Source organism: Saccharicrinis fermentans DSM 9555 = JCM 21142 (assembly GCF_000517085.1).
Classification (GTDB): domain Bacteria; phylum Bacteroidota; class Bacteroidia; order Bacteroidales; family Marinilabiliaceae; genus Saccharicrinis; species Saccharicrinis fermentans.
This window is the reverse complement of record NZ_KI912107.1, coordinates 886,933-913,737: the sequence shown is the minus strand read 5'-3', so window position 1 is coordinate 913,737 and position 26,805 is coordinate 886,933. Positions and strand designations below refer to the sequence as shown.

The following is a 26,805-nucleotide window of genomic DNA, read 5'->3' as shown; positions in this document are numbered from 1 at the left end:
GCGGTCAACAACCGACTTGAAGTGTATTTATCTGAATTTCAGCACCATTTTAAAAATAGAACAAAATCCAACTTCGACAAAGCTACTCAATACGTCGAAGGTCTAGCTTTAAGCGATTTGAAAAACATCGAACGCATCACTGAGACATTAAACGCAGACTACCATAAGATGCAGCATTTTATCACCGAATCCAATTGGGATGCAAGAGCTGTCATCGACCAAATAGCAAATCAGGTAGACCAATCACTCCCAAACCAAAAATTAAAAGGATTACTCATAGACGAAAGCGGATGGGTGAAAAAAGGTGACAAAAGCATTGGTGTTGATCACCAGTATTGCGGGAACGTTGGGAAGACTGCAAACTCGCAGGTTGCAGTTTTTGGTTGCTTGTGCACGGACAAATATGCAGCGTTGGTCGACACGAGACTGTACCTTCCAAGGTCATGGTGTACTAACAACGCCAGGTGTGAAACTGCTGGCATCCCCAAAGAGGACAGGGTTTTCAAGACAAAACCGGAGCTGGCTACAGATATTGTGAAGCACCAACTGGAAATGGGTATCGAGTTCGATTACGTTGGGGGGGATGGACTTTATGGCAATGACCTTGCGTTTACCCGTTCGGTTGAGGATATGGGTTTGGTGTACATGCTTGACATTCATAGCGATCAAAAAATCCACCTTGAAAAACCAGAACTACATATTCCAGAGCGAAAGAGCAATCGTGGGCGCCCACCCAAAAGGCCGAAGGCAAGCACCCCATCGGTAAACGCTAACGAATATATAGAAACGCTTACAAACAAGGACTGGAAAAAGCTTGACATTCGTGATTCTGCCAAGGGAAAGCTGAAGGGATTGTTCCATTTTAAGACAGTTTACATTTGGGATAAGGTTCAGAACATTGTTGAGAAACGGTTGCTGGTCATTTCGAAAAGAAAGACAAAGCAGGGAGTAGAAATAAAATATTCGTTCACTAACGCAGAACTTGCTCAATACACGCATCAGGCGCTGGCATACATGCAGGCACAACGCTTTTTCATTGAGCATAGCTTCAAAGAGCAAAAACAGATAGTAGGCTTGGATCAGTTCCAAACCCGCAAATGGCTGTCATGGCATCACCAAGTAGCCCTCAACTTAATGGTGGGCAGCTTTATGCTGAAAGAAAAACTATTGAATCAAGACGAAGTCCCATTGTTGTCGGCAAGAGACATTATGGATTTTATGGTATACAAATTTTATCGTGAAATGACCGATGAACGGATGCTGGAAAAACTGCAGCAGCGACATGAAAAGCGACAGCGTGACATAGACCTCTGTTATTCAAAGCAATAAATCTGTTAAAGTAGAATTAATGATGTTATTAAATATCTTTTCTAATTTGTCTCTATCTGCCGAAACATAAATCGTGGCATCTTCCCCTTGTACACTAAACACTTTCTTTTCTGAACGGGCTAAGAATTCAAAATCAGTTTTTAGTTCATTAATAAAATCATCAAAACAAAATTGGGTGATGTCCATTTTTAACAAATTAGCTTCCAATCGCTGAAAATCATGCACTTGATCTACTAAACGGCTTATCTTTTTAGATTGTCGCTGCACGATCTTAAGCTTATCACTTACATCACTATTGGCATGAAAGCGTTCCGCTAAAATGTTTATGGGACCAGATATTAAAGTTAATGGGGTTTTAATTTCATGTGAGATATTAGAGAAAAAACGAAGTTTAGCAACATTGATTTCCTTTTGCTTATCTTTTTCGAGGTGCTCGATATGCAAATTATGTTTCAACGATTGCAGCTTTAACACAAAGTACATCACAACAAAAATAATCAATGCAATAAAAAACATATATAAAACATAAGCCTGCATCGTTTGCCAAATGGGTGGTTTAACAACAATATGCAATTCTTTGGGGGCAGTCCACTCGTGCAATGAGTTGGAAGCCATCACCCTCAGTATGTATTCTCCATGTTGAAGACCACTATACGAAATAACTCTCTGCCCAGACTTAACCTGTATCCACTCCTTATTAACAGGAGAAAGTTGATACTTGATATAATGATTATCAGGTGATGAAAAATGTAATGAATTTACCTCCAAGGAAAATACATTTTCATTATGTTTAAGTTCAATTTCTGATGTACTATTCAACCGCTTTTTGAGTAATACTCTATTGTTTATAGTATCTCCAGGTGCAACTACTTGGTTAAATACACGAAGTTTAGAAAACTCAAGTCGAGGCAAACTCTCATCATCGATAATATCTTCTGGCTTAAAATAACATATCCCCTTCATACCAGACAACACCACGTTTCCATTGTTGAGTTTCCCAAAGGAATACCAAAAATCTTCAAAAGGGAGTCCGTCAGATTCATAAAAACTCCTAAAATGATGATCTTTGACAAAAAATTTATTCAGACCTACATTTGTCGCAACCCAGAGATTATATTCATGATCGTAAAAGATACGTTTCACCACATTATTAGATAAGCCATCTTTTTCGGTGAAGGCAATAAACTTAGGATCTTTATCATAATCAAAAACCTTACAAATACCTCCTCTTTCGGTTCCTATCCACAAATCATCATTCGGTAAACGAACAATTGTACTTACAAAGTTACTAGATATGGAAAACTCTTTATTCTTATCACGCAATGAACGATGAATTTCCAGCTCTGTAATAGGGACACTCTTCTGGTTATCAATTCTAATCAGACCGTCCGAATCTGTACCTATCCAAATATAATTATGAAGAGGATCCACATATATACAGCGCACCAAATAAATGGGAGTTTGCTGAAAAAAAAGATGCTGGTTCAACTCCTCTACATTAAGAATTGAGCCATTGTCACCCACCGATATTTTGTAAACACCACTTTCTCCACCCATCCAAATATTACCAAACTGATCTTCACTGATGGTTCGAGGCCTTATATCTTTGTCAATTCCGTATTCACGTTCTCCAACTAAACTTAATTTGCGATCTCCATAACGAATCCTACACAAGCCAAGACCTCCGGTAACTTTTAACCATATATCTTTTCTGCTATCTACAAAAACTGAAGAAAAGTAACCAATCCCGTCAGGTACTTCAAAAGGTAATGGCTCCAAACGGCCTGTTTTTGTATTAAAAAGACCAAAACCTCCTCGTGGTGCACTTAAAAACACTCTATCCTGATCCCAGACAGCAATATGCGATACACTGTTATCGTAAAGATTGTACATCTCACCTTGATCTTTGTCGAAACTTTTAAAAGGATTATCCTCTATATCAAAACGATACACCCCTCTATTAAAAGTAGTAACCCAACAACCACTGGAAATATCAGCACGCACCGAGCTGGTTATAAGATTATCTCTTTCACTACTATATCTATTTTCTTCATATGGTTCCCCTAAAATAAAGGCATTGGCATTTTTAATACGAACAACACCCTTAAAGTTAGTTCCTACCCAAAGATTTCCCAATTTATCGATAGAGATACTGTTTAACTGTTCATTCTCATATTTTATTGTTTTAAGACGAAAAGCATATTGTCCATTTTCCTTTTTCCAATCAACAATAGAAACACCTCTATTTCTGGTTGCCAATATGTTATTTCCAACCAATAAAATACTCGCATTGGAAATACCGTTGTCATGTGGAATTTCAAACTTGAAAGAAAACGATTCTAATTGAAAACTAAAGAGACCAGCAGTGGTGGTAAAAATATAATTGGAACTATCCAACTCTACTCCATCAAAAAAGATCAGGTCATTATATCTCCCTTCCGGCATACATTTCGTTATTAATTGATTCTGCTTGTCAAATACTAAGATACCTTCGTATTGAGTCAGACAAAATATATACGCACCATCTTTACTTACTACTATCTTTCGAACGATCGGACTATTCTTATTTTTATCTGCTGTCTTTTGCGAATAAACAACACTAAATCTTTCTGTTTCATAATCGTAAATGGAAACTCCCTCATCCGTACCAATCCAAATATTACCCTTGCTATCCTCAGCTAAAGAACGAACTCGGTTGCTCGCCAACACTTGGTTATATATGGTATTTTTATAGGTAATTAACTCATAACCATTATACACATTAATTCCATCATAAGTTCCAATCCATAAATATCCCTTCGAATCTTCAAGTATGCAAGTTACACCATTATGCGCCAAACCATCAGAAATGGTTAGCTTTTGCGAAAGTTCCAACAAGTTACCAGCTGGTATAGCAACCATGCTATAAAAGGAAATAATCAGAAGCAGAAAAGTCTTTTGTATCATTAATTCTGGTACAAGAAATTAAATAAAATAAACCCAAAGGTATAAAAATACCCAAAACTCACCGCGCAAAAAATGCAAAAAAAAAAGCGCCTAAAACTTCTGTCCTAAGCGCTTTTTTATAATAAAATAAAGTGAACCTGAAGGGATTCGAACCCCTAACCTCTGCGGCCGTAACGCAGTGCACTATCCAGTTATGCTACAGGTCCATCATGTATTACCACAATAGTAATTTTATTTGTGTGAATCTGAAGGGATTCGAACCCCTAACCTCTGCGGCCGTAACGCAGTGCACTATCCAGTTATGCTACAGATCCATCATTTACTTGCTATTCAAGAACCATTTTCCTCAAATGCGCTGCAAATATAGGTAATTTATTTCTATCATACCAAGGGTAAAACCTAAAAACTTGATGATATTTCTGTACATTTTTAAATATAATGCAATAACAAAAAGGTTATCAGAATATTAATAGAATAAAAAAAAAGAGGCCATACCAAAAGTATTTTATAAAGCTAGTCGCACGGCCTCCACAAAGCTAATTATTGAATAGATTGTAAAAGACTCACATTCTCTGTGTCATATTGCTTATTAATAGATTCTTCCACTGAAGCAGATCCATAGGAATATGTAAGCACCTGGTTGTAATTATACGCACCGTCCTTTCCTTTGCTTCTAACAAAAAAGTCAATGGTATCCTTTTCTGCCGTCTGGAAAGCTGAAACATCGAACGAAGCGATCCCCCATTGCAGATAACTATAAGGATCTCCATTATGGTTATGCTTCAACTCCAAGATAATCGCACCATCTTCGGTAGTCGGGTTTTCTGCATCAAAAACCAAATTAATATAATGCACCGTTGCACCTCCTCCATACTCAAATTCTACATTTAAATAATCATCCGTAAACCAAGTGTCAACAATGGTTACTGCATCATCACCAATGGAATCAATAACATCGGCTGTCGTTTCAGAAGTAAACTCAAAAACAGGCTTTGTCAGAATCTTTGACAAACCATTTACTCTCACATAATAATCATAGCTGTCATTATCAGTGGCCTCTCCTAAAATAGTATAATTAACCAGCACACGCATACTATCTTCTAACAGACTAACGCTCACATTAGATGCTGATGGCCACAGCACCTTACCATTGTCTGTTTTAATGGAATAGGAATCCACATCCATTAATACGGTTCCGGATGACAGCGAAAAATTATCCAAAGAATAATCGCTATCATCGTCCAGCACATCACAAGATGTCAGCTTAAACAGAACCATCACCCCAAGAAATAATAATAACTTTTTCATTTTTACGTCCTCATTTAGTTGTTTATTCAAATGACCACAAAAAGGCACTATGGTTGCGTCTTCATGCCAAAAAATGCTAAACGAGGCATTCTTTTAATTTCTGAATATTTAAGATCTCTATTTCTTTGCCATTGGCCCGCACAATTCCATCATTATGCAATTCCCTCATCGCCCTACCAATGGATGGCCTGGCCACTCCAAAAAGCTCTCCCATTTGACTTTGCGATAAAGGTAAGGTAAGATGCATGGAATCTTCTTGGCGGATCTGCAACATATAATTAGCAATTTTTCCTTTTACAGTTTGAAAAGATAAAAATTTAATTTTTTGCGATAAAAATTGGGAACGATTAGAAATGGTGTTTAAGTAATTCAACAGAATAGTTTCATTTTTATTGAACAACTTAAGAACAGATTCTTTGGGTACAATCAATAATTCTGAGTGCTTATTAGAAACCACATTTACAGGATACCTGTTGTTCCTCCCAAATAAAAAGGCGATAGCCACCGGTTTAGGCGCTTCAATATCTTCTATTTTAATGGTCTTACCTGAAAAATCCATCATTTCCCCCTTTACACTACCCGATAACACAATCATCAAATGATCCACACGATCGCCAGCACAAGCCACCAAATGATCATCAGGATATCTCTTCACTTGAAAATGAACCTGCTTAAATAAGGCATTAATTTCTTCAAATGTTAAACCTTTAAAAACAGGACATTCCTTTAAAATAGGATAATCAAACAACATAAAAATAAGATTTAGAGGTATTAATAGCGGAAAAATACAATTTTTTCTGGAATTGTAACATATGTTACAAGCATGACACTACAAATCGCCTCATATTTGCAGTAAACAAACAACAAAAGGTGATGGAAAGAGACGTAATTAAAATTGATGAAGAGTTATGTAATGGTTGTGGCCAATGCATTCCTGGTTGCCACGAGGGAGCATTACAAATTATCGATGGAAAGGCCCGATTGATCAGTGACCTGATGTGTGATGGACTGGGCGCTTGCCTGGGTCACTGTCCGCAGGGTGCCATGGAAATCGAACGAAGAGAGGCGGATCCCTATGACGAAACCAAAGTGATGGAAATAATGGTTAGTAAAGGATTCAATACCGTTATTGCCCACCTTAAACACTTGAAAGACCATAACGAAATGGGCTTTGTGAAAGAAGCCATGGCCTTTTTAAAGAATAATACGGATAAATATGATTTTGATCTGCAAGAAGTAATAGATACGATGCACGGAAAAAAAGAAACACCCACAATGGCACACCAAGGTGGAGGCTGCCCTGGTTCGCAAAGTAGAGAAATTAAACGTACCGCCTTTTCTTTGGCTGATACAGCTCCTGTTACGCCTCAACCATCTCAGTTAAAACAATGGCCGGTGCAAATGCACCTGATCAATCCCGCAGCTAGCTTCTTTAAGGAAGCGGACATGGTGCTGGCTGCAGACTGTGTTCCTTTTGCCATGGGTGATTTTCATTCCAAATTTCTAAAAAACAAAGTATTGGCCATAGCTTGCCCTAAGTTGGATAATGGCATGGACACGTATCTAAATAAATTGGTTTCTCTAATTAACGATGCCAGAATCAATTCCTTGACCGTTGTAATTATGCAAGTACCTTGTTGCGGTGGCCTAATGGGACTCGCAAACCAAGCTTTACAGCTGGCCTCTAGAAAAATTCCCATTAAGAAAGCCGTCATCTCTATTGAGGGAGAGGTATTAAGCGAAGAATGGGTTTAACCTGGAAAATGCAATAGAAAATAATATATAAATAACACGTATCAATCACAATTAAAATATTTAATCATGAGTATGTTCTGTTATCAATGTCAGGAAGCAGCCAAAGGAACAGGTTGCACAATCAAAGGAGTATGTGGTAAAACCGATGAGGTAGCCGCACTTCAAGATGTATTATTATTTGTGACCAAAGGATTGGCGCACGTAAATACCATTGCAGCAAATAACCAATTAGCCAGTGATAAAGCCTATAAGTACATGATCGATGCTTTATTTATCACCATCACCAATGCAAATTTTGATGGTGGAAAAATAGAGTCTAAAATCATAGAGGGAATTGAACTAAGAGATGCTCTCAAAGAAGAATTAACAGCAAAAGGAATTGAGCTTCCTACGAAAGAACATAGTGTTAATTACGTGGGCTCAACCCAAGAGGACTTTCTGAAAGTAGCTCCTGCCATCGGTGTTCTTTCTATCGAAAACGAAGATATCCGCTCCTTAAAAGAGCTTTTAATTTATGGTGTTAAAGGTATGGCTGCTTATGCAGAACACGCTATGAACCTTCAATACGAAAGCAAGGAAGTATGTGAGTTTATACAAAAAGCATTGGTGGCATCTACCAATAATGATTTGGGAGTTGACGAACTGGTAGGCTTAGTGTTGGAATGTGGAAAATTTGGAGTGGATGTCATGGCGCTGTTAGATAAAGCAAACACAGAAAGTTATGGTAACCCAGAAATTACATCCGTAAATATTGGTGTTAAAAATAATCCTGCTATCCTTATTTCAGGTCATGACCTGAAAGACATGGAAGAGCTATTGAAACAAACCGAAGGAACTGGTGTAGACGTTTACACCCACAGCGAAATGCTACCTGCCAACTACTATCCTGCATTTAAAAAGTATACACATTTCGTAGGTAACTATGGCAACGCATGGTGGAAACAAAAAGAAGAGTTCGAAAGCTTTAATGGACCTATCTTATTCACAACCAACTGTATCGTCCCTCCTAAAGATAGCTACAAGGATAGAGTGTATACAACCGGAACCAGTGGTTTCGACGGATGTACACATATTGCGGACAGACAAAATGGGCAGGCTAAAGATTTCAGCGCCATTATAGAACACGCTAAAAAATGTGCTGCTCCTACTGAAATTGAAAGCGGTGAAATAGTAGGTGGATTTGCTCATAACCAAGTACTGCAATTGGCTGATAAAGTGGTTGATGCTATTAAAAGTGGTGCTATCAAGAAATTTGTTGTGATGGCAGGTTGTGATGGTAGAATGAATGAGCGTGAGTACTATAGTGAATTTGCTACTGAACTACCCAATGATACTGTAATCTTAACTGCCGGATGTGCGAAATTTCGCTACAACAAACTTCCTTTGGGAGATATAGGTGGTATACCAAGGGTATTGGATGCCGGACAGTGTAATGACTCTTACTCATTGGCAGTAACTGCGTTAAAACTAAAAGAAGTTTTTGGTCTTGATGATATTAACGACCTTCCAATTGTTTATAACATCGCTTGGTACGAACAAAAGGCTGTCATCGTATTATTGGCCTTATTAAGCCTCGGTGTTAAAAATATAAATCTGGGACCTACCTTACCTGCATTTTTATCTCCTAATGTAGCAAATGTATTAATCGAAAACTTCGGCATTGGTGGTATTACCAACGTTAAAGATGATATTGAAAGAATGATTCTTGCATAGCCTCACCTATTTAGTGGCTCAAGATATTCTTAGTACACTTTTTGTTTGTTCCCTCGTTGTGTATTCAACGGGGGATTTTTATTTTTGACACAAACAAAAACTGTCATGAACTATAATACGATACAATCAGAGGTGTACTTTCTTAAAATGATAACTCCTCCCCCACATCCCCAGAGCAATATTGAAAATACCAATATCGTTCATATTGAAAAACCAATAGACATAAATTGGTATAGAAAATTATATACCGAGGTTGGTGAAGCTTATAACTGGCTAGATAGAATCTTTATGGAAGATACCAAACTTCTTAAGAAAATAAACAGCCCCCAAACGCATATCTACACTTTTCTTGTTCATCAAAGTCTCGCAGGTTATTGTGAACTTGTTGAAGAGGGGAAGCATATTGAAATGCTCTACTTTGGCTTACTTTCTGATTTTATTGGTAAAGGGTATGGAAAATACTTTTTACGAAAAGCCATCGACCTGGCCTGGTCTTTTAATCCTACTCAAGTGCAATTAAATACCTGCGATTTGGATCATCCCAATGCCATCAGGAGTTATAAGAAAGCAGGCTTTGTACACTACAAAACCATCGTTGAAGAAAAAAAAATAACCATCGCACCTTAGCAAGCTTCTTTTCATGATAAAGAGCTCAAAATATTTTTTTTGAACAAAACAGAATCATCCCACAAAGTTGAACCTCTGATGATAGAAATATAGAACATCATAATCTAACAATAACGAAGTTCTAATACCTCACTTGGATACTTTTTTTGACTCACCATAGCTCACGCTATAATAAATTAAAGTAAATCAAACTGTTACTTGATGGACCAAAATTTCAATTCATCATCTATTTTCCAATTAGATACCGCATTCATGCAAAAAAAACCTCCAACATAAATGCCAAAGGTTTTTCAATAGATGATCATAATTAGTGGCTGCAAGAAAACAACTGTTTTTTCTTACAAAGATTAATTATATATTTTCTTGTCTTAGGAAAGGGCTTTTTTCATGGTAGCTCCCAATGAAGCAGGTGATTCCACCACATGAATACCACATTCTTTCATCACTTTCATTTTAGCTGCAGCAGTATCCTCTGCCCCACCAATAATAGCACCGGCATGTCCCATCCGGCGCCCTTTAGGTGCTGTTTGTCCTGCTATAAAACCAACAACCGGTTTAGTGGCATTCTCCTTTATCCACCGTGCCGCTTCGGTTTCCATACCACCTCCAATCTCACCAATCATAATAATACCTTCGGTTTCCGGATCATTCATCAATAATTCAACGGCCTCTTTGGTCGTAGTTCCAATAATTGGATCACCTCCAATACCAATACACGTACTCTGCCCCAAGCCTTCTTTGGTAAGCTGATCCACTGCTTCATAGGTCAAAGTACCCGAACGAGAAACAACACCAATCTTTCCTTTGGCATGAATAAAACCAGGCATAATGCCCACCTTCGCTAAGCCTGGAGATATCACTCCTGGACAGTTGGGACCAACCAAACGGGTTTCTTTATGTTGTAAATAATCTTTTACCTTCACCATATCGGCAGTAGGAATTCCTTCGGTAATAGCAATGGCCACTTTTATCCCCGCATCCGCAGCCTCCATAATTGCATCCGCAGCAAAGGCTGGGGGAACAAAGATGACAGACACGTCGGCTTGCACCTTCTCAACAGCTTCTTTTACCGTATTAAAAACAGGTAGATTCAAATGAGTTGTGCCACCTTTACCAGGCGTTACACCTCCTACTACCTTAGTACCGTATTCAATCATTTGAGAAGCGTGAAAAGTCCCTTCACTGCCGGTAAAACCTTGAACTATCACATTCGATTTATCTGTTACTAATACGCTCATAAATAAAATATCTAAATATTGGATTAACAAAGTATGAATATTTTAGACAACAGCCAAGCCTTCAATTTGTTTTTTTGTGTTAATACCAAATACCTAACATTTTAGTCGCAAACAGTGCTTTATCAATTAATTAATAGAATATAAATCTCTTTTTTTGATTTTATAACTCAAAGTGGAAAAAGCACTTACCCTAAACATCTTTCCTCTTAACGTAAGCTAATTAGGCAAGATAATGCGCCTTAAAAACCACAGCAAACGCCATATTTAATTAACAATAAAAATAAATAAAACCATAATTTTCAATTAATACTCAGCTAATGAGCCTATATACACATAGATCTATTTTTGCACGCAATAACCTACAGACAATAAATACAAAATTTACTACAAGCATTAACTTCTTTATTCTAGGCAAAAATATGAACTTTAATAAACATTGGCGAGATCTTAAGATTGCACAATAGCTAGCCACAACAGGAACCCAATCCATCGAAAAAATAGATTTGAGTCTGGAACAGAACCAACAAGCCATCCAGATGATGGATCAACTCATCCATAAGTCGGGAAGCGTCAAAGAAATCACCATGCAGACCAATATACTGGTTCTCAATGCTTCCATAGAAGCCGCCAAGGCCGGTCATACAGGCAAAGGCTTCGGTGTGGTGGCAAAGGAATCCGTGAACTAGCAGAAAGATCCCAAATCATTACCTCTGAAATAGCCAACATCTCCAGTAAAGGGAAGAAGTACTCCGATACAGGCAGTGTTAGTATTCAAAATATTCATACCGAATCTATCCAGACCATCCAGTTTATTCAAACCATCGCCCAATCATCGCAGGAACAAAAAAAGGAGGCTATACAAATAGCCAGTGCAATCAATGAATTGGATATACACACCCAAAAAATTGCATCCATGGCGCAGGAAATCTCCACTGAAGCAGATATCTTATTTAATGAATCCATTGACATGCAGGATATGTTACGCTTTTTTTCCGTAGACGAAGATCATTCTTGATCTTCCGCTTTGTTATTCGACTGCATTCTGTAAATTTGCAGCAAATAAAAATACAATGATAGACTTAAACAATACGATAGTCGCTGTTTCTACCGCTCAAGGGGCGGGTGCCATTGCAGTTGTGCGATTGACTGGCCCTGAAAGCATTCTCATTTGTGACAGGGTTTTTAACGCAGCCAAAAAAGGAAAGAGACTGACCAATCAGGCAGCCAATACCATTCATTTTGGATCACTGATGGATAACGGGAAAGAACTAGATGAGGTATTAGTAAGTATTTTTAAAGCACCCAACTCCTTTACCGGAGAAAATACAGTGGAGGTATCATGCCACGGGGCTCCATATATCCAACAAAAGGTATTGGAACTCTTCATCAAAAATGGGGCTGTAATGGCTGCTCCCGGAGAGTTCACCCAGAGAGCTTTCCTGAACGGAAAAATGGATCTTTCACAGGCAGAAGCCGTGGCTGACCTTATTGCCTCTAAGAGTGAAGCAGCCCGCAGGGTAGCCTTGCAACAAATGAAAGGTGGTTTTTCCAACGAATTAATGCGCCTGCGCGAACGCCTACTCAATTTCATCTCTCTCATTGAACTGGAACTGGACTTTAGCGAGGAAGACGTGGAATTTGCCGACCGCCAGCAGTTGATTGATCTCATCAACGAAATTGAACAACTATTGTCGAAACTACTCCACTCCTTCTCCTTGGGTAACGCCATCAAAAATGGAATCCCGGTGGCTATCGTTGGTCATACCAATGCGGGTAAATCTACCTTACTTAATACAATCCTGCAAGAAGAACGTGCCATCGTATCTGACATACATGGAACCACCCGGGATGTTATTGAAGATACCATCAATATAGAAGGTATCTCGTTCCGTTTTATCGACACTGCTGGCATACGAAAAACCACCGACACCATCGAAAACCTAGGCATAAACCGTACTTTTAGTAAAATAGAATCTGCGTCCATCGTTGTCTTGATGCTCGACATCAATGACCCCGATGAGAAAATACATGAGGCCATCGCCGAAGTCAAAGATAAAATGAATGCAGATCAAAAATTAATAGTGGCCATCAATAAAATTGATTTGTTGCCCCCAGAGGAAGTGGAAAAACGATTCAACAAAACAAAATTCCAAGATCTGTCAGGAACTGATACCATCATTTCCATATCGGCACAGAAACAAACGGGAATAGACCAACTATCGGCCGAATTGATAAAAATCATCAATCTAAAAGCTGTAGACAATGACGAAGTAATCGTCACCAATGCCCGTCACTACGAAGCCTTACAACGCTCTCACTCTTCAATACTACGTGTTGTCGACGGACTGCAAAAAGGTATTTCAGGCGATTTTCTGGCTCAGGATATCCGTGAGGTACTGGTGTTTCTGGGTGAAATAACCGGTGGTGAAATACAAACTGACGAAGTACTGGGCAATATATTTAAAAATTTCTGTATCGGAAAATAGTCGTCCGACGACGGCGAATAATTGAATTTTAATAGCAAAAAAACTGGTTATTTACACCAGTTTTTCTCTACCGTTTCACCACTGCCAAAGGCTCCAACTCCACTTTTACTTTAACTAAATCTTGTTGATTGGCCATTACGGTATCAATATCCTTGTAGGCTCCTGCCGCTTCATCTAGATCTTTGTTATGACGAATGCCGTGAATAATGCCCTTATCATCCAAACGCTTGATCTCAGTGTTCAAATCTAACTCTCGTTGCGCTTGTTTACGCCCCATTACACGACCTGCACCATGCGAGCATGACTCAAAGCTTTCTGGATTTCCTAAACCTTCCACGATATATGATTTGGTTCCTTGTGATCCCGGAATAATACCTAATTCACCTAAACGTGCTCTGGTTGCCCCTTTACGATGAACCAGCACATTTTCGCCAAAATGATTCTCCCAAGCAGCATAGTTATGGGCAATGTTTATTAATTCATCAAACTCCACTTCTCCTTTCATAACTGATTGAAAAGCATGTTGCACACGCTCCATCATTAAACGACGGTTAGCAAAAGCAAAATCTACACAATAATTCATCTCTTTCATATAAGCATGTGCTTCATCCGTTTCGATGGGCAAAAATGCTAAGTCGTATGAAGCTGGAACTGAAGCATGCCAACGTTCGTTTAAAGCTTTCGCTTTTTTGTTATAGAATTGAGCTACTTGATTGCCTAAGTTTCTACTCCCAGAATGAATCATTACCCAGATATAACCATCCGATCCGTGTTGAATTTCAATAAAATGATTTCCACCGCCTAAAGAACCAATCTGCTTTTGGGCTTTTATAATATGTCGTTCAACAATTGCGGGTAACACATCCATATTTGGCATATATTTTTCATCTTGAGCCTCTTTATGCCAATTAAATCCTACAGGAATCAGCTTTCGTATTTGACTCATGATACTCTTTAATGTATCAGAATCAGCATCACCTATACTGGTTCGCATAGCACACATACCGCATCCAATATCAACGCCTACAGCATTGGGAATGATAACACCTTTGGTGGCCAATACACCACCTATAGGCATTCCATAGCCCATATGCGCGTCTGGCATTAAAGCAACATGCTTATGTACAAAGGGCAAGTTGGCCATGTTTTTTGCCTGAATTAAGGCATTCTCTTCTATTTCGTCCAACCACATTTTTATAGGTCGGTTTTCTGTTGATATAACTTGTTTCATATTTAATTTTAATATCAAGACACAAGTATAAAGTATTTAGACTGATGTACAGGAATTAAAACCAATACACCATAATTCTTTACTTACTCCCATTAGGTTCTGGTCATACTCTATGTGACATTTTTTTAAATGGGATTCTTTAATGTTTTCTATTTTTTATCTATCAGTAGAAAATATCTCCTTTAACTGATCTACTACTTGTCCACCACCGGATAAGGAAATAGTATTGATTTTATCTGCAATTTTTTCCACATACTCCATTTCTTTTAACTTAAAAAGCATAGTATTATCCTCCATCAATTTAGCAGTATTCAATAAACTTCGTGTAGATGCTGTTTCTTCTCTGCGCGTGATAATATTAGCTTGAGCTCTCTTTTGTGCCACCAATACCTGATTCATGATTTCTTTAACTTCTCCTGGCAAAATTATATCTCGAATACCACCATCAGATAACTCTATACCATAATCAACAGATTTTTCGCGTACGGAACCCATAATAAAATCAGCCACCTCCTCTTTTCTCTCCAATATTTCATCCAAGGTTAACGTACCCACATATTCTCGCAAAGCTAACTGAAGCGTTACATGCAATTGCTTCTTATAATCTTGATTTTCTGTTAAAGCTTTCATCGCATTTACTACTTTATACGTAGAAAAAAAGCTGATTCGAATCGCTGCTTTATCTTTTGTTAATAATTCCTGACCTGAGATTTCTAGTTGTGTTTGACGCAAATCTGCTTTCATAACTAGTACTGGTGTATTATTTTTCCAAAAACAATATACACCTTGGTTTAACTCTTTAATAAACTTATCATCAACAAACAACAAACCTTTTTCGTACGACTCTACACGATAAATTCTTACATAAGGAAAAATATCAGTTTTATAAAGAATATTTACAGGTATATCTTCGGTAATATCTACCTTACTTAAATCTACTTTTTTAAAGGCATAGTTCGTTGATCCTTTCCAATACGCATAACGCCCAGGCTTAAGCACTTCATTGAATACTCCGTTTTCATATTTCAATACCAATTCATTATCCAACACTTCTACAACTTCTAACATGTCGGCTAATTCTTCATCTTGCAACAAGATGTTTAATTCCATAGATACTGTAAATGGTTGCGACATATTACAAATCCCTACTTTATCAAAGAACCACACCCAATGAGTACCAGCTTTTAATATTTTAATATAATCTCCATTTCTAAATACTAAACCGATTTTACCTTTGTTTATTCTTATTCGTTTCATCTTTAGGTATTTTTAGTTTGTTAATCATTCATTTAATAAATAAGCAGAGCGACAAAGCCATCTTTGGTAACGGGAATTAGAGAATCACTATTTCTGAACAATTAGTTTATCTATGGATTGAATTCGATAATCTGAATTGCATATCTATAGAGTAAGTAATTATCCGCAATAATCATTACACCTCATTCGCTAGTAAGCCAAAGATTGTTATCATCCGAAAATGAATACCGGCTATTAGTCACTCTACTTTCATGTAACTGTTAAAAAGTGAGTAGTTAACTCAGAGTCAGGGTTCGAACCTGTAGTCTTGCGACCTTACCAATTAGAGATGTTGCTCTACCTATTTTAGCTATTCTGACATTTATCAGAAGGAGGACTCGAACCTCCAACACACATCGGGTATGAAAAAAAGCAAAAAAACAAGTAGCACATTGAACTTTACTAAGCCAATACTATGAAGCTATACAGAAACTTACATCAAGCCTTGAAACTTTGTTTTAATCATGTCTTTATCCTCTCATACAGAGAAGAAATATTTTTAATCACAAAAGTGAGTGTATTCAAAGAACGTTTGTCTGATTGACTCTACAAAGATTCATCGTTACTGCGCAATCTTTTTGCGTAGTAGAATATTTTTTCTATTTTTCTTAAAAAAAATACAATATGCCAGTTAATAGGAATGCCCTCATTAGATATACTACTATTGATAAATGCTTGCGTAACAGATATAGGAAGTGGACTTTAGAGGATTTAATTGAAACTTGTTCTGATGCTTTATATGAGTTTGAGGGAATTGACAAAGGGGTTAGTAAACGTACCATTCAATTGGATATTCAAACCATGCGAAGTGAGAAATTGGGATATAATGCTCCTATCATCATCACCGATAAAAAGTACTACACTTATGAAGATCCTGATTATTCAATTACGAATTTACCCTTGTCAAATCAGGACTTAGATAAACTAACGGATGCAATAGAAATCTTAAAGCAGTTTCAAGGATTTAGTCATTTTAAAGAGATGACAGGATTAATACAGAAATTAGAGAACAAAATACATACTGAGCAAAATCAATCTCGTCCAATCATACATATTGAACGCAACGAAGAATTAAAAGGTCTTGAGCATCTAAATGGATTATACGAAGAGATTCTTAAACAGCAAGTCATTATCATTAATTATAAATCTTTTAAAGCCAGGAAATCACAACGCATCTATTTTCATCCATATCTACTAAAAGAGTTTAATAATAGATGGTTTTTAGTTGGAAGAAAAACAAAAGGAGAAACAATTATCACCTTAGCATTGGATCGTATTGAATCTTTTCAACCAGCTGAGAATATTAAATTTAAAATGGATGAAACTTTTCATCCGGACTCCTATTATGAAAACATTATTGGTGTTACCGTCAATCATGGCCTTGAACCAAGAATAATAAAATTAGCCATCAATTCAGAAAACGCACCTTACGTTTTAACCAAACCCATCCATTGGACGCAGAAACTCATTGAGCAAAACGATAATGGAATTATCATCAGTATTAAATTAATACCAAATTATGAATTGGAACGATTATTCCTAGGTTTTGGACCAGCATTGGAAGTATTATCTCCTCCTTCTTTAAGGAAAAAAATGAGTGATTTGCTTACAAAAGCCTATGAACAATACAACAAATAGATTACGAACGCAGTGCGTTCGTAATTGAGTATTGATTAATAATATTATATGCATTAAGATATAAAAAGCATAACTAACTACTAATTATATCTAAATACATATAACGAAAAACACTTTCATAAAAGTGTAAAACAGAAAACGTAAAGAAGATAATTTCACTCAGGTAGAATGAGCATATGAAGCTGATAATAAGTAGGGAATGTTAGCTGAACTCTGTCCTGTTGTTTTTTTACGATTTCAAATTAACTCATTATTTTTCTTTTAACCAATTTCTAAAAGCTTCATCGGGGAGCTTATGATTTTTGCCAAGGGCGGCTGAGGTACGAAGCCGTTTATATACCCTTGGCAGAACTCATAAGCGGACCTACCTTCGCTTTTATAATTTGGTGTGTGCTCACAGATTGATAACAAACCTCCCCTCAAACATGATACAAAGCTGCTGGGCTGTCAATGCCCAGTTCTGTATGGGTTGAGTCCACTTTTTCGATATGTTTTCGGTGGCCAGATAAATGAGTTTCATCAAAGCCATGTCGCTGGAAAACGCACCCTTGGTCTTGGTTACCTTGCGAACCTGCCTGTGGAAGCCTTCGACGGCGTTTGTGGTATAAATCAGTTTCCTAATGGGGGCGTCATATTTAAAGTAAGCGGACAGCTCCTCCCAGTTGTCGTTCCACGAACGCAGCACCACGGGGTACTTTTTGCCCCACATTACTTCTAGGTTAATCAGCTCGCTCTCGGCCTGTGACTTGGTTGGGGCTTGGTACACTTTTTTCAAGTCCTTCATAAATTCTTTCTGGTCTTTGGAGACCACGTATTTGAGCGAATTCCGAATTTGGTGTATCACGCACTTTTGAATTTCTGTATCGGGGAATATGCTTAATATCGCCTGTGAAAAACCCGTCAGATTATCCGTACAGGCAATCAGGATATCCTTTACTCCGCGACTCTTTAGGTCTGTCAATACCGACAGCCAGAAGTTAGCGCCCTCGCTTTCGGAAATGTACATCCCTATGAGTTCCTTCCTGCCGCTTTTGTTGATAGCCAAAATATTGTATACGGCGCGCGATACTACCCTTCCCCCGTCCCTTACCTTGTAGTGCATAGCATCCATCCAAACAATGGGGTAAACATCGTCTAGGGGTCGGTTCTGCCACTCCTTGACCTGTGGGATCACCCTGTCGGTAATGTTGCTCAAAACGGTTGGGGAAACCTCAACGTCGTACATGTCCCGGATATATGATCCGATGTCACGTAGGCTCATACCCTTGCCGTAAAGGCTAATAATTTGGGGGCAAGGCTGTCTGCCAAAACGGTCTGCCGCTTCTTTACTATTTCGGGCTCAAAATCCCCGTGGCGGTCATAGGGCGGTTCAATGTCCACACTACCGCCTTCGGATCTAACCGTTTTGTTACCCTTGCCGTTGCGCTTATTGCCCTGGGAGCGACGCTCGGAGGTCAAATGCTCGTCCATCTCGGCCTCCAAAGCGCTCTCCAAAAACTCCTTTATAATGGGTGTAAATACTCCACCCTTACCCGTCAGGGATTTACCGCTCTTTAACTGTTCGAGTGCCATATCACGCATAGCGATATACTCGGGGTTCAATTCTTTTTTTTCCATAATCCTCAAAAATATAATTTCTAAATTATGGACAGAGTTGAGTTTACAGTCTCTTTGAAAACGTAAAAATAATCACAGGAAAGTGTTCAGCTTACATTCCCGTCAAAGCAGATTAAAAGGCCTGAAACGGATTCTTTTAATACTTTAAGTTGTTTTGTTCCAGTAGGTTCTATCCTACCACAAACCTTAATATCATCTAAGTCTTTAAGGCTATCCTCTATATCTTTTAACTGGATCTTTAAATTTTTATAGAAAAATAAACTTAATGATTTTATCAATAATTCTCTTTCATTTTGAAGTAAACTATAACCTGTATCTGTATTTTTTTTAATCAAAGAAATTAAATCTAAAGATTCAATAAGTTCATTTCTATAACTTGTATTTAAAACTTTAGTTAAATTTTTAGGCTTTCCCCCAGCTTCAATTGCAGCTTGTGAGATCACGTCATTCCTAAATACATTTAATGCATATTTACCCTGATTATCTGCACCTTCTATAGATTTATATTGCAATTCAAAGAAACGTTTTTTTGTGTCATTAAATAAGGTATAAAGAATATCAAAGTTTCTTTTATTATCCGCTTTTTTATTTGCTCTTCTTTGCTCGTTATAGGCAAAATATATTAAAAAGCTACTTAAGACTCCAATAATTGGAGCTGTAACACCACCAATTGCACTTCCTATATTACTTGCATTATTAGTAGTAAAATCAAATCCCCATGTACTTTTAATAAAAATTCTCGGTAATATAAACAAGATAATAATCCCAAAAATCAGAAATAATAGAACCGAATACTTTTTCATAATTGTTTTCATTTATTGTTTCTTAAAAATATGTCTATAACATATTTCTATACTATATTCAAATATAAAAAAACGAAGTTAAGGTATAAAGTAAAGAGAACAATTGTAAGAGGCTTTAAAATGAGTATCAAACATAATTGACTAAGATGTTTTCAATATCGGTAAGTCTAGAAAATATTACCACGATTCTCATCGCTTATTTTGCGATATTTTGCAATATTTGCATGCCAAATGTACCCCCACCGCGGCACGTGCAATGCCATTAAGCTAAGATGCAAATCATTGTATACCAACATTATATAGTTGTTTTTGCCAATAGTGTTTTGTATGTTTGATTCATAATCAAAGTAATACGAACATGAAAAAAAACACCTGAAATTATTCTATCTAAAATCAGGAGTAAAGTAAATATGCGGTAAATATTCGGTCTGCTACATATTGCAAAGTAAAAAAATGCTCCAATCCGGATGTCGATTGGAGCGTTGGAATTCTCTAAGTTTTACTGGAATCTTTTGGAATTAATCGAAATTAGTGGGTGTTTTTTGGAATATTCTGACAACTATTAGACTTTTTCCAATTGTGCGGCAAAAGATCAGCCAAGTCTAAATCATAATTGCTGTTGTATAACGCAATCTTAGAAAATACATCCGTAAGCCATTCGCGAGGATTTACATCACTGGCTTTGCAGCATCCCAGTAGTAAATACCTAAAATCATTTTCTGAAGTTACACAGGCGACTAGAAGTCTATCGAACAGATTGTCTATGAGATAACGCCGATTAAAAGTTCCTTGATGTAAATCAACCTTAAAATTCTTCTTCCTTTTCCAAGTAATAGTGTCCATCTTTGGAACGAATCCAAGTTTTTTTATAAACCAATGTGCTGTCTTTTTGCAGATAAAAATTCTGTTCGAATACTGGCGCTTTAAGTAAGCATTCGTTATTAAATAGACCTAAACCTAATGGTATGTTTTTATAATGATGAAGTTGAAAGACAGATGAAGCATATGTATCCATCTTATCTTTATCGGTATATATTTTAGCAGTTATAGTAGTATCGATCCTATTATTTGTATAATACCATGTATCCCCCCATAATAAGCCATTTCTGCGTGTAGTTAATTGCCACTTTTCCCCGTCATAATAATCTATTTGCTCACCATCTAACAGTCCATTTTTGTATGTATATTGATACTTCATCAAACCTTTATAATAATGCGTCTTTTTTCCATTATCAAACCCATCTTTAAAATGTTGATTGCTATAACCTCTACAAAAAAAACGTTTGGATTTTATTATATAGTTACCGTTTAAAGGTTCACCCTTGTAAAAGTATTGTTTTCTACAATCACTTGTCGTAACGTCTATTTTTTTAAAAAAATAGACGTTCACTCCATCCTTTACTGTGATGCAGGAGGTAAATAAGCTGACAATTAAAAAATATTTAAATAGTTTCATTGTAATCGTTCCTTGATGTAAATGAACCTTAAAATTCCTCTTCCTTTTCCACGTAATAGTATCCATCTTTGGAACGAATCCAAGTTTTTTTATAAACCAATGTGCTGTCTTTTTGCAGATAAAAATTCTGCTCGAATACTGGCGCTTTAAGTAAGCAGACGTTCTCGAATAATACTAAAGGTAAGTTTTTATAAAAATGAAGTTGATAGACAGATGAAGCATATGTATCCATCTTATCTTTATGGGTATATATTTTAGCAAAAAAAGCAGTATCTCTACGATTTTCTCCATACATCAATGTATTTCCCCATAACAGACCATTTCTACGCGTTGATACTTGCCACTTTTCTCCGTCATAATAATCTATTTGCTCACCATCTAACAGTCCATTTTTGTATGTATATTGATACTTCATCAAACCTTTATAATAATGCGTCTTTTTTCCATTATCAAACCCATCTTTAAAATGTTGATTGCTATAACTTCTACAAAAAAAACGTCTGGATTTTATTATATAGTTACCGTTTAAAGGTTCACCCTTGTAAAAGTATTGTTTTCTACAATCACTTGTCGTAACGTCTATTTTTTTAAAAAAATAGACGTTCACTCCATCCTTTACTGTGATGCAGGAGGTAAATAAGCTGACAATTAAAAAATATTTAAATAGTTTCATGATTAAGAATTTATAAGTGTATTTATTTGTGAAATTGTGAATGACTTTCTATTTTCATCACCTGCCAGGTAATCCATAAAATTCTCTAAAGTCTCGCCCTTCTCTAAAGGATCAATGATTGCAGAAATAGCCTTTGGTGCAGCATTCGTAATTTTATTTGTAATTTCGAATGATTTCTCAGCTGCTATTTTAGACTCCATATCCAATAAACACAAGTTTGTGGATGTAATGATAAAATGTTGATTAGAGTAATTAGCGAAATAATAAATTTCATTTGGATTCTCTGGAATAAGCCATGTATTTAAATTTTCAAGATTACTTGTGATGTTCCTATACATATCATTATCGATAGTCGTTTTTTGTGTGCTCTCCTCTTCTTTTTCTGAAAAGGTATGATCCAAATCAAAAGCATGGCCAAATTCGTGAGCTAGTGCCCCATTTTGTTTGAATAGATCGCTAAAAGCACAGATGGTTTTTTTTCCATTTACCGACCATCCTGGATTACTTTTGGTTATAGTACCTGAAGACTTGCTTAGATTCTTTATTGCTGGCATGGTAAATAATAATAAATCCTCTTTAAGAGCCTCATTTTTCCAGTAAGTATTTGCATCATCATTAATGGACATATCGCTATTGCCGGGTGCAGGAAGCGTACCATATTCACTGAGCTTATCCCTATACTTATCAATGTATTCTTGATTTTCACTTATCGTTAAGGCTATTCTGTTCGCACTTCCTGCATGCTTATCAAAGGATTTCTGTAGCTTCTTAGCCATTTTATATGCAAAACGCCTTAAGGGAGACAAGTTCGGATAACTATTCAGATCTTTACTTAAAATTGTTCCTGTTTTTAGCTGATACCACGACTCGATAAGAGCTTTAAGAAAATAGTTTTGATTTTCAGAATTGTAATCAATTGTGCCGCTCGCACTATTATATCCTTTTAATTCTAATTCAGGGATAGTAAATTCATGGCAAGTAGTTGGTTGTTTTATGTATATTAATGCTTGGTTTAGCGAGTTTAGTTGCAAATAATCAAAATTTGATTTATACTGACTAGGTAAGGACACTGAGGTAATAGCGCTACTCCTACTGGAGCCAATATTTACCAAATAGACAGTTGGTTTTACTATTTTAATATGGTTGTTTTTAAGGACATTTAATTTTCCAATAACAACGTCAGAATCAATTGGATAAACATTAATACATTCATTGTTGGTTAACTCCCCTAAGATCTCAATTTCAATTTCTACCTTATCCCCAATACCGACTTCAGCCAATTCTGCAACCTGCGAACCGTTTATGACGAGATTAGGATTTGAAGATTCCACTCTTAATTGTCCTTTGCCATTTACACTATTACCTTTTTCAACCTTTAAGCAAACGAAGGCTTTGTTTACAGGATTATAAGATGCATCAATATCTTTATATTTACTCAAGACTGATTTTGGTGGCCAAAGTACTAACCAAGGTACTAAATATTCAGCATTAGCAATTTTCAAGTTTTCGAAAGCCGATTTAGGAGTTTGTCCTTCTCCATCAACAGCTAAATCATACCAGTCAAATCCAAATTCGCCACTGTACTGATTATCAGACGAACCAAATTTACCATCGGCACTCTTTTTTGATCTATAAAAACAAACTGTGGGCTCGAAGTGAGCGCTTTCATTTATCTTCAGTGTTTTTTCACCAACACCTTCTATTTTAGTCTTTATAATTAACATGTTAGTTATTATTTAAAGGTTGTTGTTTTATTACTTCCAAAGGGACTCGCTCTGTATTCTGGTTGATTACATAGTTTTTAAGGATATCATCTTTCACTATTTCACCATTGTGTTTGTAATCACATTTTTCGTTACTTAAATCAATTGTAATACTCTTACCGATACACCCCGAAGTTTTAATCACAAGATCAACATGCATGCCTGGCACAACATCATCAATTATATTGTTTTTATCATCAACCATATAAAGTTCATCATATGCAAGCTCCTCAGTAGTTGCCCCAGGCCCAAAAGCCTTGCTTTTAGGACTTATATCTGTTACTTTCCACACTTTCTGATCTTCTACACTACGGTTTCTGGTAATAGCTGGCGATAGACGCAGGTGAATACGCATGGGGGCACTTCCTTGGGAGCTCATGTGCTCGGCCAAACCCACGCAATAACAATCCCAGAACTCCATTTTATAACTCGATGTAGCATCGTCGAGATTTTGGCGGCATTTGCGTTCTAATTCTTTATCCAAAAGGCTCTGCTTAATAAGCGGCAAACTACGGTGATTATAAGGAGCCAGATTATAGGAATCAGACAACTCGTAAGGGAAATTCTTTTGGAGAAATTTGCGATAACGATCTTCGTTAATATCTACGGGGCAAAAGTATTCGTAATGCAGAGCTGTTAACCAACGCTCATAGCCATTCACTTCCAATTTTGCTTTAAACATGTTAGGCTTGTTATTTTTCTATATTAGCCCGTAATAAAACCGAGCAGAAAAATAAACAATTAAATTTGTACTGCTATGGAAAAAAAGACACGTTTTACGACAAAAATCAAAACAGAAATTGTTCTGTCCTTGCTTCGAGGAGAAAGCATGGAGGCTGCAAGCCGTAAGTATGGAGTAACGATCGCCGATCTGAGTTTTTGGCGTGATCAGTTTGTTAAGCATGGAGCTGATGGATTTAAGCGCAAGCCCGATGATTCTAGACTAAAGGAGGCCGAACGTATGATTGGTAAGCTGCAAATGGAGTTGGAACTCAAAAAAAAAAGAACGAATTGGTAGCAAAACTAAAAAGGAGATAATCGCCTTGTTGATGAAAGAGGTTTGCTCTATAACGCAAAAACCATATCCAAAGCGACTTATATTTAAGGTAGTGGGTTATAGTAGTAGCACATGGTATGAGAAACCAGTGGCAAAAACAGGTAAACGAGGTAGAAAACCCCTTCATAGTGATGAGACCGTCTTGCATGAGATCAAGGTTGAAATTCAGAATAGTGTATTTAAATCTGAAGGCTATTTCAAGGTTAAAAAGCGCATGCAAAGAAGGCCTAACAATGCCATTAGGGCTGGGAAAGAGCGAGTGAATAAGCTTATGCGTGAGAATGATTTACTGAGTCCAAACAGGAGATCCAGAAGTACTAAGAAGAACGATCATAAGGGGCGCATTATAACTGACAAACCAAATATAATGTGGGCCACTGATGGCAAAAAGTTCTGGATTAATGGAAGTGGGTGGCACTGGTTTTTCGGTGTTATTGACCATTTTAATGACGAAATATTGGCATGGCATATAGCAAAGATTGGTAACCGTTTTGCGGCTATGGAGCCAGTACGTTCTGCTATTCGGAAACAATTTGGCTCCGTTAATAGAGATGTTTGCAGAGGTATGGAGCTGCAGTTACGTAGTGATCACGGTTCACAATATGACTCTGCAGACTTTATGAATGAGATGAAGTTTCTTGGCCTAGGAATGTCGAAGGCGTATGTGAGGTCGCCGGAATGCAATGGCATAATTGAGCGGTTTCACCGTACCCTGGAGGAAGAGCTTCTACAGATCAAGCCTTTTAATTCTATTGAGGAAGCTCAACGGGAAATAGCTGAATTTATTGACAATTACAATACACATTGGATATTACACAGGTTGAACCATTACTCCCCGATGGAGTATAAACGAATGTATATAGAAGCGCTGAAGAACGCCCAGTCCGATACTTCGGGTAATATTGAGCCAGAGGGCCAGTTTGTCCTCCTTTTGAGTGGTTCGATACCACGAAAAAAGGATCAAACACAAAAAATAAGCAAAGGGGTAAAACTTGCGGAAATATCCCTTTCGTAGATCCTTCGGTATAACAAATCACCGTCGGACCAGTTTGTCCGACACAAAAATAGAAAAAAACTAAAAAAGTGCTCGGTTTTTAGAGGCCAATACAGGCTTGTTATTTTTCTGAGTTATTTACTTCTACGTATCTGTTATTAAATAGCTAATAAGCGAACTGCTTATTTAATTTCTAAACTATCTACACAAAACTAAAAAGTAAATGAATTTAAACTTTTTCCAAATATATTCAATTTATCAATATATACCTAAAAAACGCAAATTGATTATTTGGTCAGAAAATTAAAGAATTATATGTTTACATGGGATAATATGCTTGTTTTTTCTTTACTAATCTTGTCCTAAACGTTTTTTCTCAATCATATTGGAACCCTAAAAGTAGATGTTTCGTAAATATGCGGTCTGCTACATATTGCAAAGTAAAAAAATGCTCCAATCCGGATGTCGATTGGAGCGTTGGAATTCTCTAAGTTTTACTGGAATCTTTTGGAATTAATCGAAATTAGTGGGTGTTTTTTGGAATATTCTGACAACTATTAGACTTTTTCCAATTGTGCGGCAAAAGATCAGCCAAGTCTAAATCATAATTGCTGTTGTATAACGCAATCTTAGAAAATACATCCGTAAGCCATTCGCGAGGATTTACATCACTGGCTTTGCAGCATCCCAGTAGTGAGTACATAATTGCTGCATTTTCTGCGGCATCATGGTTACTACAAAAAAGAAGGCTTTCTGAGACGAGGCATAGCAACTACTATGGTGAGTTGAAGAAAAGTAACGTAGTGACTTTTTTTGAAGCCATTTAAACACGTAATAGATTTTCTAATGCATTTTCCGGGTTACAGCTCTCGCCG

21 protein-coding genes, 2 tRNA genes and 2 pseudogenes are annotated in these 26,805 nt (G+C 37.0%); 9 read left to right on the top strand and 16 right to left on the bottom strand.

Features of this window, described 5'->3' with window-relative positions:
* Positions 1 to 21: 21 nt before the first annotated feature.
* Positions 22 to 1,329: an IS701 family transposase gene (locus CYTFE_RS0103915; RefSeq protein ID WP_027470370.1), complete on the top strand. Its 1,308-nt coding sequence runs from the start codon at positions 22 to 24 to the stop codon at positions 1,327 to 1,329.
* Here CYTFE_RS0103915 and CYTFE_RS0103910 read toward each other — a convergent pair.
* The 5 genes from CYTFE_RS0103910 to CYTFE_RS0103890 all read right to left on the bottom strand — a co-directional run bounded on the left by CYTFE_RS0103910 (position 1,318) and on the right by CYTFE_RS0103890 (position 6,334).
* Complete coding sequence (locus CYTFE_RS0103910) at positions 1,318 to 4,275, bottom strand: ligand-binding sensor domain-containing protein (RefSeq protein ID WP_027470746.1); 2,958 nt, start codon at positions 4,273 to 4,275, stop codon at positions 1,318 to 1,320. The genes CYTFE_RS0103915 and CYTFE_RS0103910 overlap by 12 nt on opposite strands.
* Positions 4,276 to 4,407: 132 nt before the next feature.
* Positions 4,408 to 4,481: transfer RNA gene (locus CYTFE_RS0103905), tRNA-Arg, on the bottom strand.
* Between the two features lie 34 nt (positions 4,482 to 4,515).
* Positions 4,516 to 4,589: transfer RNA gene (locus CYTFE_RS0103900), tRNA-Arg, on the bottom strand.
* Positions 4,590 to 4,815: 226 nt separating this feature from the next.
* Positions 4,816 to 5,583 carry a NigD1/NigD2 family lipoprotein gene (locus tag CYTFE_RS24885; protein WP_052342973.1) on the bottom strand — a complete coding sequence of 256 codons (768 nt, stop codon included), beginning with the start codon at positions 5,581 to 5,583 and terminating at the stop codon, positions 4,816 to 4,818.
* Positions 5,584 to 5,659: 76 nt separating this feature from the next.
* On the bottom strand, positions 5,660 to 6,334 hold the full coding sequence (locus CYTFE_RS0103890) for a Crp/Fnr family transcriptional regulator (RefSeq protein ID WP_027470745.1): 675 nt from the start codon (positions 6,332 to 6,334) through the stop codon (positions 5,660 to 5,662).
* A gap of 122 nt (positions 6,335 to 6,456) precedes the next feature.
* On the opposite strand from CYTFE_RS0103890, the gene CYTFE_RS0103885 reads away from it, so the two are divergent.
* The 3 genes from CYTFE_RS0103885 to CYTFE_RS24880 all read left to right on the top strand — a co-directional run bounded on the left by CYTFE_RS0103885 (position 6,457) and on the right by CYTFE_RS24880 (position 9,678).
* Positions 6,457 to 7,338 (top strand): ATP-binding protein, encoded by an 882-nt coding sequence (locus CYTFE_RS0103885; protein ID WP_027470744.1) that lies wholly within the window; start codon positions 6,457 to 6,459, stop codon positions 7,336 to 7,338.
* Positions 7,339 to 7,404: 66 nt separating this feature from the next.
* The gene (gene hcp, locus CYTFE_RS0103880; protein WP_027470743.1) at positions 7,405 to 9,051 is read left to right on the top strand and encodes a hydroxylamine reductase; all 1,647 of its coding nucleotides are present in this window, start codon (positions 7,405 to 7,407) and stop codon (positions 9,049 to 9,051) included.
* A 105-nt stretch (positions 9,052 to 9,156) separates the two neighbouring features.
* On the top strand, positions 9,157 to 9,678 hold the full coding sequence (locus tag CYTFE_RS24880) for a GNAT family N-acetyltransferase (protein ID WP_052522369.1): 522 nt from the start codon (positions 9,157 to 9,159) through the stop codon (positions 9,676 to 9,678).
* A 368-nt stretch (positions 9,679 to 10,046) separates the two neighbouring features.
* Here CYTFE_RS24880 and sucD read toward each other — a convergent pair whose 3' ends face one another.
* The gene (gene sucD / locus CYTFE_RS0103870) at positions 10,047 to 10,916 is read right to left on the bottom strand and encodes a succinate--CoA ligase subunit alpha (RefSeq protein WP_027470742.1); all 870 of its coding nucleotides are present in this window, start codon (positions 10,914 to 10,916) and stop codon (positions 10,047 to 10,049) included.
* Positions 10,917 to 11,401: 485 nt separating this feature from the next.
* On the opposite strand from sucD, the pseudogene CYTFE_RS31020 reads away from it, so the two are divergent.
* Positions 11,402 to 11,602 (top strand): annotated as a pseudogene (locus tag CYTFE_RS31020) (methyl-accepting chemotaxis protein); the annotation flags it as partial.
* Positions 11,603 to 11,986: 384 nt separating this feature from the next.
* Complete coding sequence (mnmE, locus tag CYTFE_RS0103850; RefSeq protein WP_044214266.1) at positions 11,987 to 13,402, top strand: tRNA uridine-5-carboxymethylaminomethyl(34) synthesis GTPase MnmE; 1,416 nt, start codon at positions 11,987 to 11,989, stop codon at positions 13,400 to 13,402.
* Positions 13,403 to 13,469: 67 nt separating this feature from the next.
* On the opposite strand, the gene CYTFE_RS0103845 is transcribed toward mnmE, so the two are convergent.
* The gene (locus tag CYTFE_RS0103845) at positions 13,470 to 14,633 is read right to left on the bottom strand and encodes an RtcB family protein (RefSeq protein ID WP_027470740.1); all 1,164 of its coding nucleotides are present in this window, start codon (positions 14,631 to 14,633) and stop codon (positions 13,470 to 13,472) included.
* Positions 14,634 to 14,789: 156 nt separating this feature from the next.
* The gene (locus CYTFE_RS0103840; protein ID WP_027470739.1) at positions 14,790 to 15,890 is read right to left on the bottom strand and encodes a slipin family protein; all 1,101 of its coding nucleotides are present in this window, start codon (positions 15,888 to 15,890) and stop codon (positions 14,790 to 14,792) included.
* Between the two features lie 663 nt (positions 15,891 to 16,553).
* On the opposite strand from CYTFE_RS0103840, the gene CYTFE_RS0103835 reads away from it, so the two are divergent.
* On the top strand, positions 16,554 to 17,567 hold the full coding sequence (locus CYTFE_RS0103835; RefSeq protein WP_027470738.1) for a helix-turn-helix transcriptional regulator: 1,014 nt from the start codon (positions 16,554 to 16,556) through the stop codon (positions 17,565 to 17,567).
* A 394-nt stretch (positions 17,568 to 17,961) separates the two neighbouring features.
* Here the strand turns inward: CYTFE_RS0103835 and CYTFE_RS24870 are convergent.
* The 7 genes and pseudogenes from CYTFE_RS24870 to tssD all read right to left on the bottom strand — a co-directional run bounded on the left by CYTFE_RS24870 (position 17,962) and on the right by tssD (position 24,561).
* Positions 17,962 to 19,148, bottom strand: a pseudogene (locus CYTFE_RS24870) (IS256 family transposase).
* A gap of 122 nt (positions 19,149 to 19,270) precedes the next feature.
* Positions 19,271 to 19,987 carry a hypothetical protein gene (locus CYTFE_RS0103825; RefSeq protein ID WP_152541938.1) on the bottom strand — a complete coding sequence of 239 codons (717 nt, stop codon included), beginning with the start codon at positions 19,985 to 19,987 and terminating at the stop codon, positions 19,271 to 19,273.
* Positions 19,988 to 20,515: 528 nt separating this feature from the next.
* Positions 20,516 to 20,830: a transposase domain-containing protein gene (locus CYTFE_RS0103820; protein ID WP_027470736.1), complete on the bottom strand. Its 315-nt coding sequence runs from the start codon at positions 20,828 to 20,830 to the stop codon at positions 20,516 to 20,518.
* Positions 20,793 to 21,443, bottom strand: a complete 651-nt coding sequence (locus CYTFE_RS0103815; protein ID WP_027470735.1) for a hypothetical protein — start codon at positions 21,441 to 21,443, stop codon at positions 20,793 to 20,795. Before CYTFE_RS0103815 ends, CYTFE_RS0103820 begins: the two co-directional genes overlap by 38 nt.
* Positions 21,444 to 21,471: 28 nt before the next feature.
* On the bottom strand, positions 21,472 to 22,116 hold the full coding sequence (locus CYTFE_RS0103810) for a toxin-antitoxin system YwqK family antitoxin (RefSeq protein ID WP_027470734.1): 645 nt from the start codon (positions 22,114 to 22,116) through the stop codon (positions 21,472 to 21,474).
* A gap of 2 nt (positions 22,117 to 22,118) precedes the next feature.
* Positions 22,119 to 23,840 carry a hypothetical protein gene (locus CYTFE_RS0103805; protein WP_027470733.1) on the bottom strand — a complete coding sequence of 574 codons (1,722 nt, stop codon included), beginning with the start codon at positions 23,838 to 23,840 and terminating at the stop codon, positions 22,119 to 22,121.
* A 1-nt stretch (position 23,841) separates the two neighbouring features.
* Complete coding sequence (tssD, locus tag CYTFE_RS0103800) at positions 23,842 to 24,561, bottom strand: type VI secretion system tube protein TssD (RefSeq protein WP_027470732.1); 720 nt, start codon at positions 24,559 to 24,561, stop codon at positions 23,842 to 23,844.
* Between the two features lie 75 nt (positions 24,562 to 24,636).
* Here tssD and CYTFE_RS24865 point away from each other — a divergent pair, with 75 nt between their 5' ends.
* Complete coding sequence (locus CYTFE_RS24865) at positions 24,637 to 24,897, top strand: transposase (RefSeq protein ID WP_044262546.1); 261 nt, start codon at positions 24,637 to 24,639, stop codon at positions 24,895 to 24,897.
* Between the two features lie 31 nt (positions 24,898 to 24,928).
* A complete protein-coding gene (locus tag CYTFE_RS24860) occupies positions 24,929 to 25,951 on the top strand; it encodes an integrase core domain-containing protein (protein ID WP_052342971.1) in 1,023 nt (340 codons plus the stop codon).
* A gap of 502 nt (positions 25,952 to 26,453) precedes the next feature.
* On the opposite strand, the gene CYTFE_RS29285 is transcribed toward CYTFE_RS24860, so the two are convergent.
* On the bottom strand, positions 26,454 to 26,633 hold the full coding sequence (locus CYTFE_RS29285; protein ID WP_027470731.1) for a transposase domain-containing protein: 180 nt from the start codon (positions 26,631 to 26,633) through the stop codon (positions 26,454 to 26,456).
* Between the last annotated feature and the right edge of the window lie 172 nt (positions 26,634 to 26,805).

Bases quoted from the DNA above. Each gene is read 5' to 3' on its own strand.
- CYTFE_RS0103820 (WP_027470736.1), bottom strand. From the start codon at position 20,830: ATGGACACTATTACTTGGAAAAGGAAGAAGAATTTTAAGGTTGATTTA.
- tssD (WP_027470732.1), bottom strand. From the start codon at position 24,561: ATGTTTAAAGCAAAATTGGAAGTGAATGGCTATGAGCGTTGGTTAACA.
- CYTFE_RS0103885 (WP_027470744.1), top strand. From the start codon at position 6,457: ATGGAAAGAGACGTAATTAAAATTGATGAAGAGTTATGTAATGGTTGT.
- CYTFE_RS0103815 (WP_027470735.1), bottom strand. From the start codon at position 21,443: ATGAAACTATTTAAATATTTTTTAATTGTCAGCTTATTTACCTCCTGC.
- CYTFE_RS24885 (WP_052342973.1), bottom strand. From the start codon at position 5,583: ATGAAAAAGTTATTATTATTTCTTGGGGTGATGGTTCTGTTTAAGCTG.
- CYTFE_RS0103835 (WP_027470738.1), top strand. From the start codon at position 16,554: ATGCCAGTTAATAGGAATGCCCTCATTAGATATACTACTATTGATAAA.
- CYTFE_RS0103810 (WP_027470734.1), bottom strand. From the start codon at position 22,116: ATGAAACTATTTAAATATTTTTTAATTGTCAGCTTATTTACCTCCTGC.
- CYTFE_RS24880 (WP_052522369.1), top strand. From the start codon at position 9,157: ATGAACTATAATACGATACAATCAGAGGTGTACTTTCTTAAAATGATA.
- mnmE (WP_044214266.1), top strand. From the start codon at position 11,987: ATGATAGACTTAAACAATACGATAGTCGCTGTTTCTACCGCTCAAGGG.
- CYTFE_RS29285 (WP_027470731.1), bottom strand. From the start codon at position 26,633: ATGTACTCACTACTGGGATGCTGCAAAGCCAGTGATGTAAATCCTCGC.
- CYTFE_RS0103890 (WP_027470745.1), bottom strand. From the start codon at position 6,334: ATGTTGTTTGATTATCCTATTTTAAAGGAATGTCCTGTTTTTAAAGGT.
- CYTFE_RS24865 (WP_044262546.1), top strand. From the start codon at position 24,637: ATGGAAAAAAAGACACGTTTTACGACAAAAATCAAAACAGAAATTGTT.
- CYTFE_RS24860 (WP_052342971.1), top strand. From the start codon at position 24,929: ATGAAAGAGGTTTGCTCTATAACGCAAAAACCATATCCAAAGCGACTT.
- CYTFE_RS0103910 (WP_027470746.1), bottom strand. From the start codon at position 4,275: ATGATACAAAAGACTTTTCTGCTTCTGATTATTTCCTTTTATAGCATG.
- CYTFE_RS0103845 (WP_027470740.1), bottom strand. From the start codon at position 14,633: ATGAAACAAGTTATATCAACAGAAAACCGACCTATAAAAATGTGGTTG.
- hcp (WP_027470743.1), top strand. From the start codon at position 7,405: ATGAGTATGTTCTGTTATCAATGTCAGGAAGCAGCCAAAGGAACAGGT.
- sucD (WP_027470742.1), bottom strand. From the start codon at position 10,916: ATGAGCGTATTAGTAACAGATAAATCGAATGTGATAGTTCAAGGTTTT.
- CYTFE_RS0103805 (WP_027470733.1), bottom strand. From the start codon at position 23,840: ATGTTAATTATAAAGACTAAAATAGAAGGTGTTGGTGAAAAAACACTG.
- CYTFE_RS0103840 (WP_027470739.1), bottom strand. From the start codon at position 15,890: ATGAAACGAATAAGAATAAACAAAGGTAAAATCGGTTTAGTATTTAGA.
- CYTFE_RS0103825 (WP_152541938.1), bottom strand. From the start codon at position 19,987: ATGAAAAAGTATTCGGTTCTATTATTTCTGATTTTTGGGATTATTATC.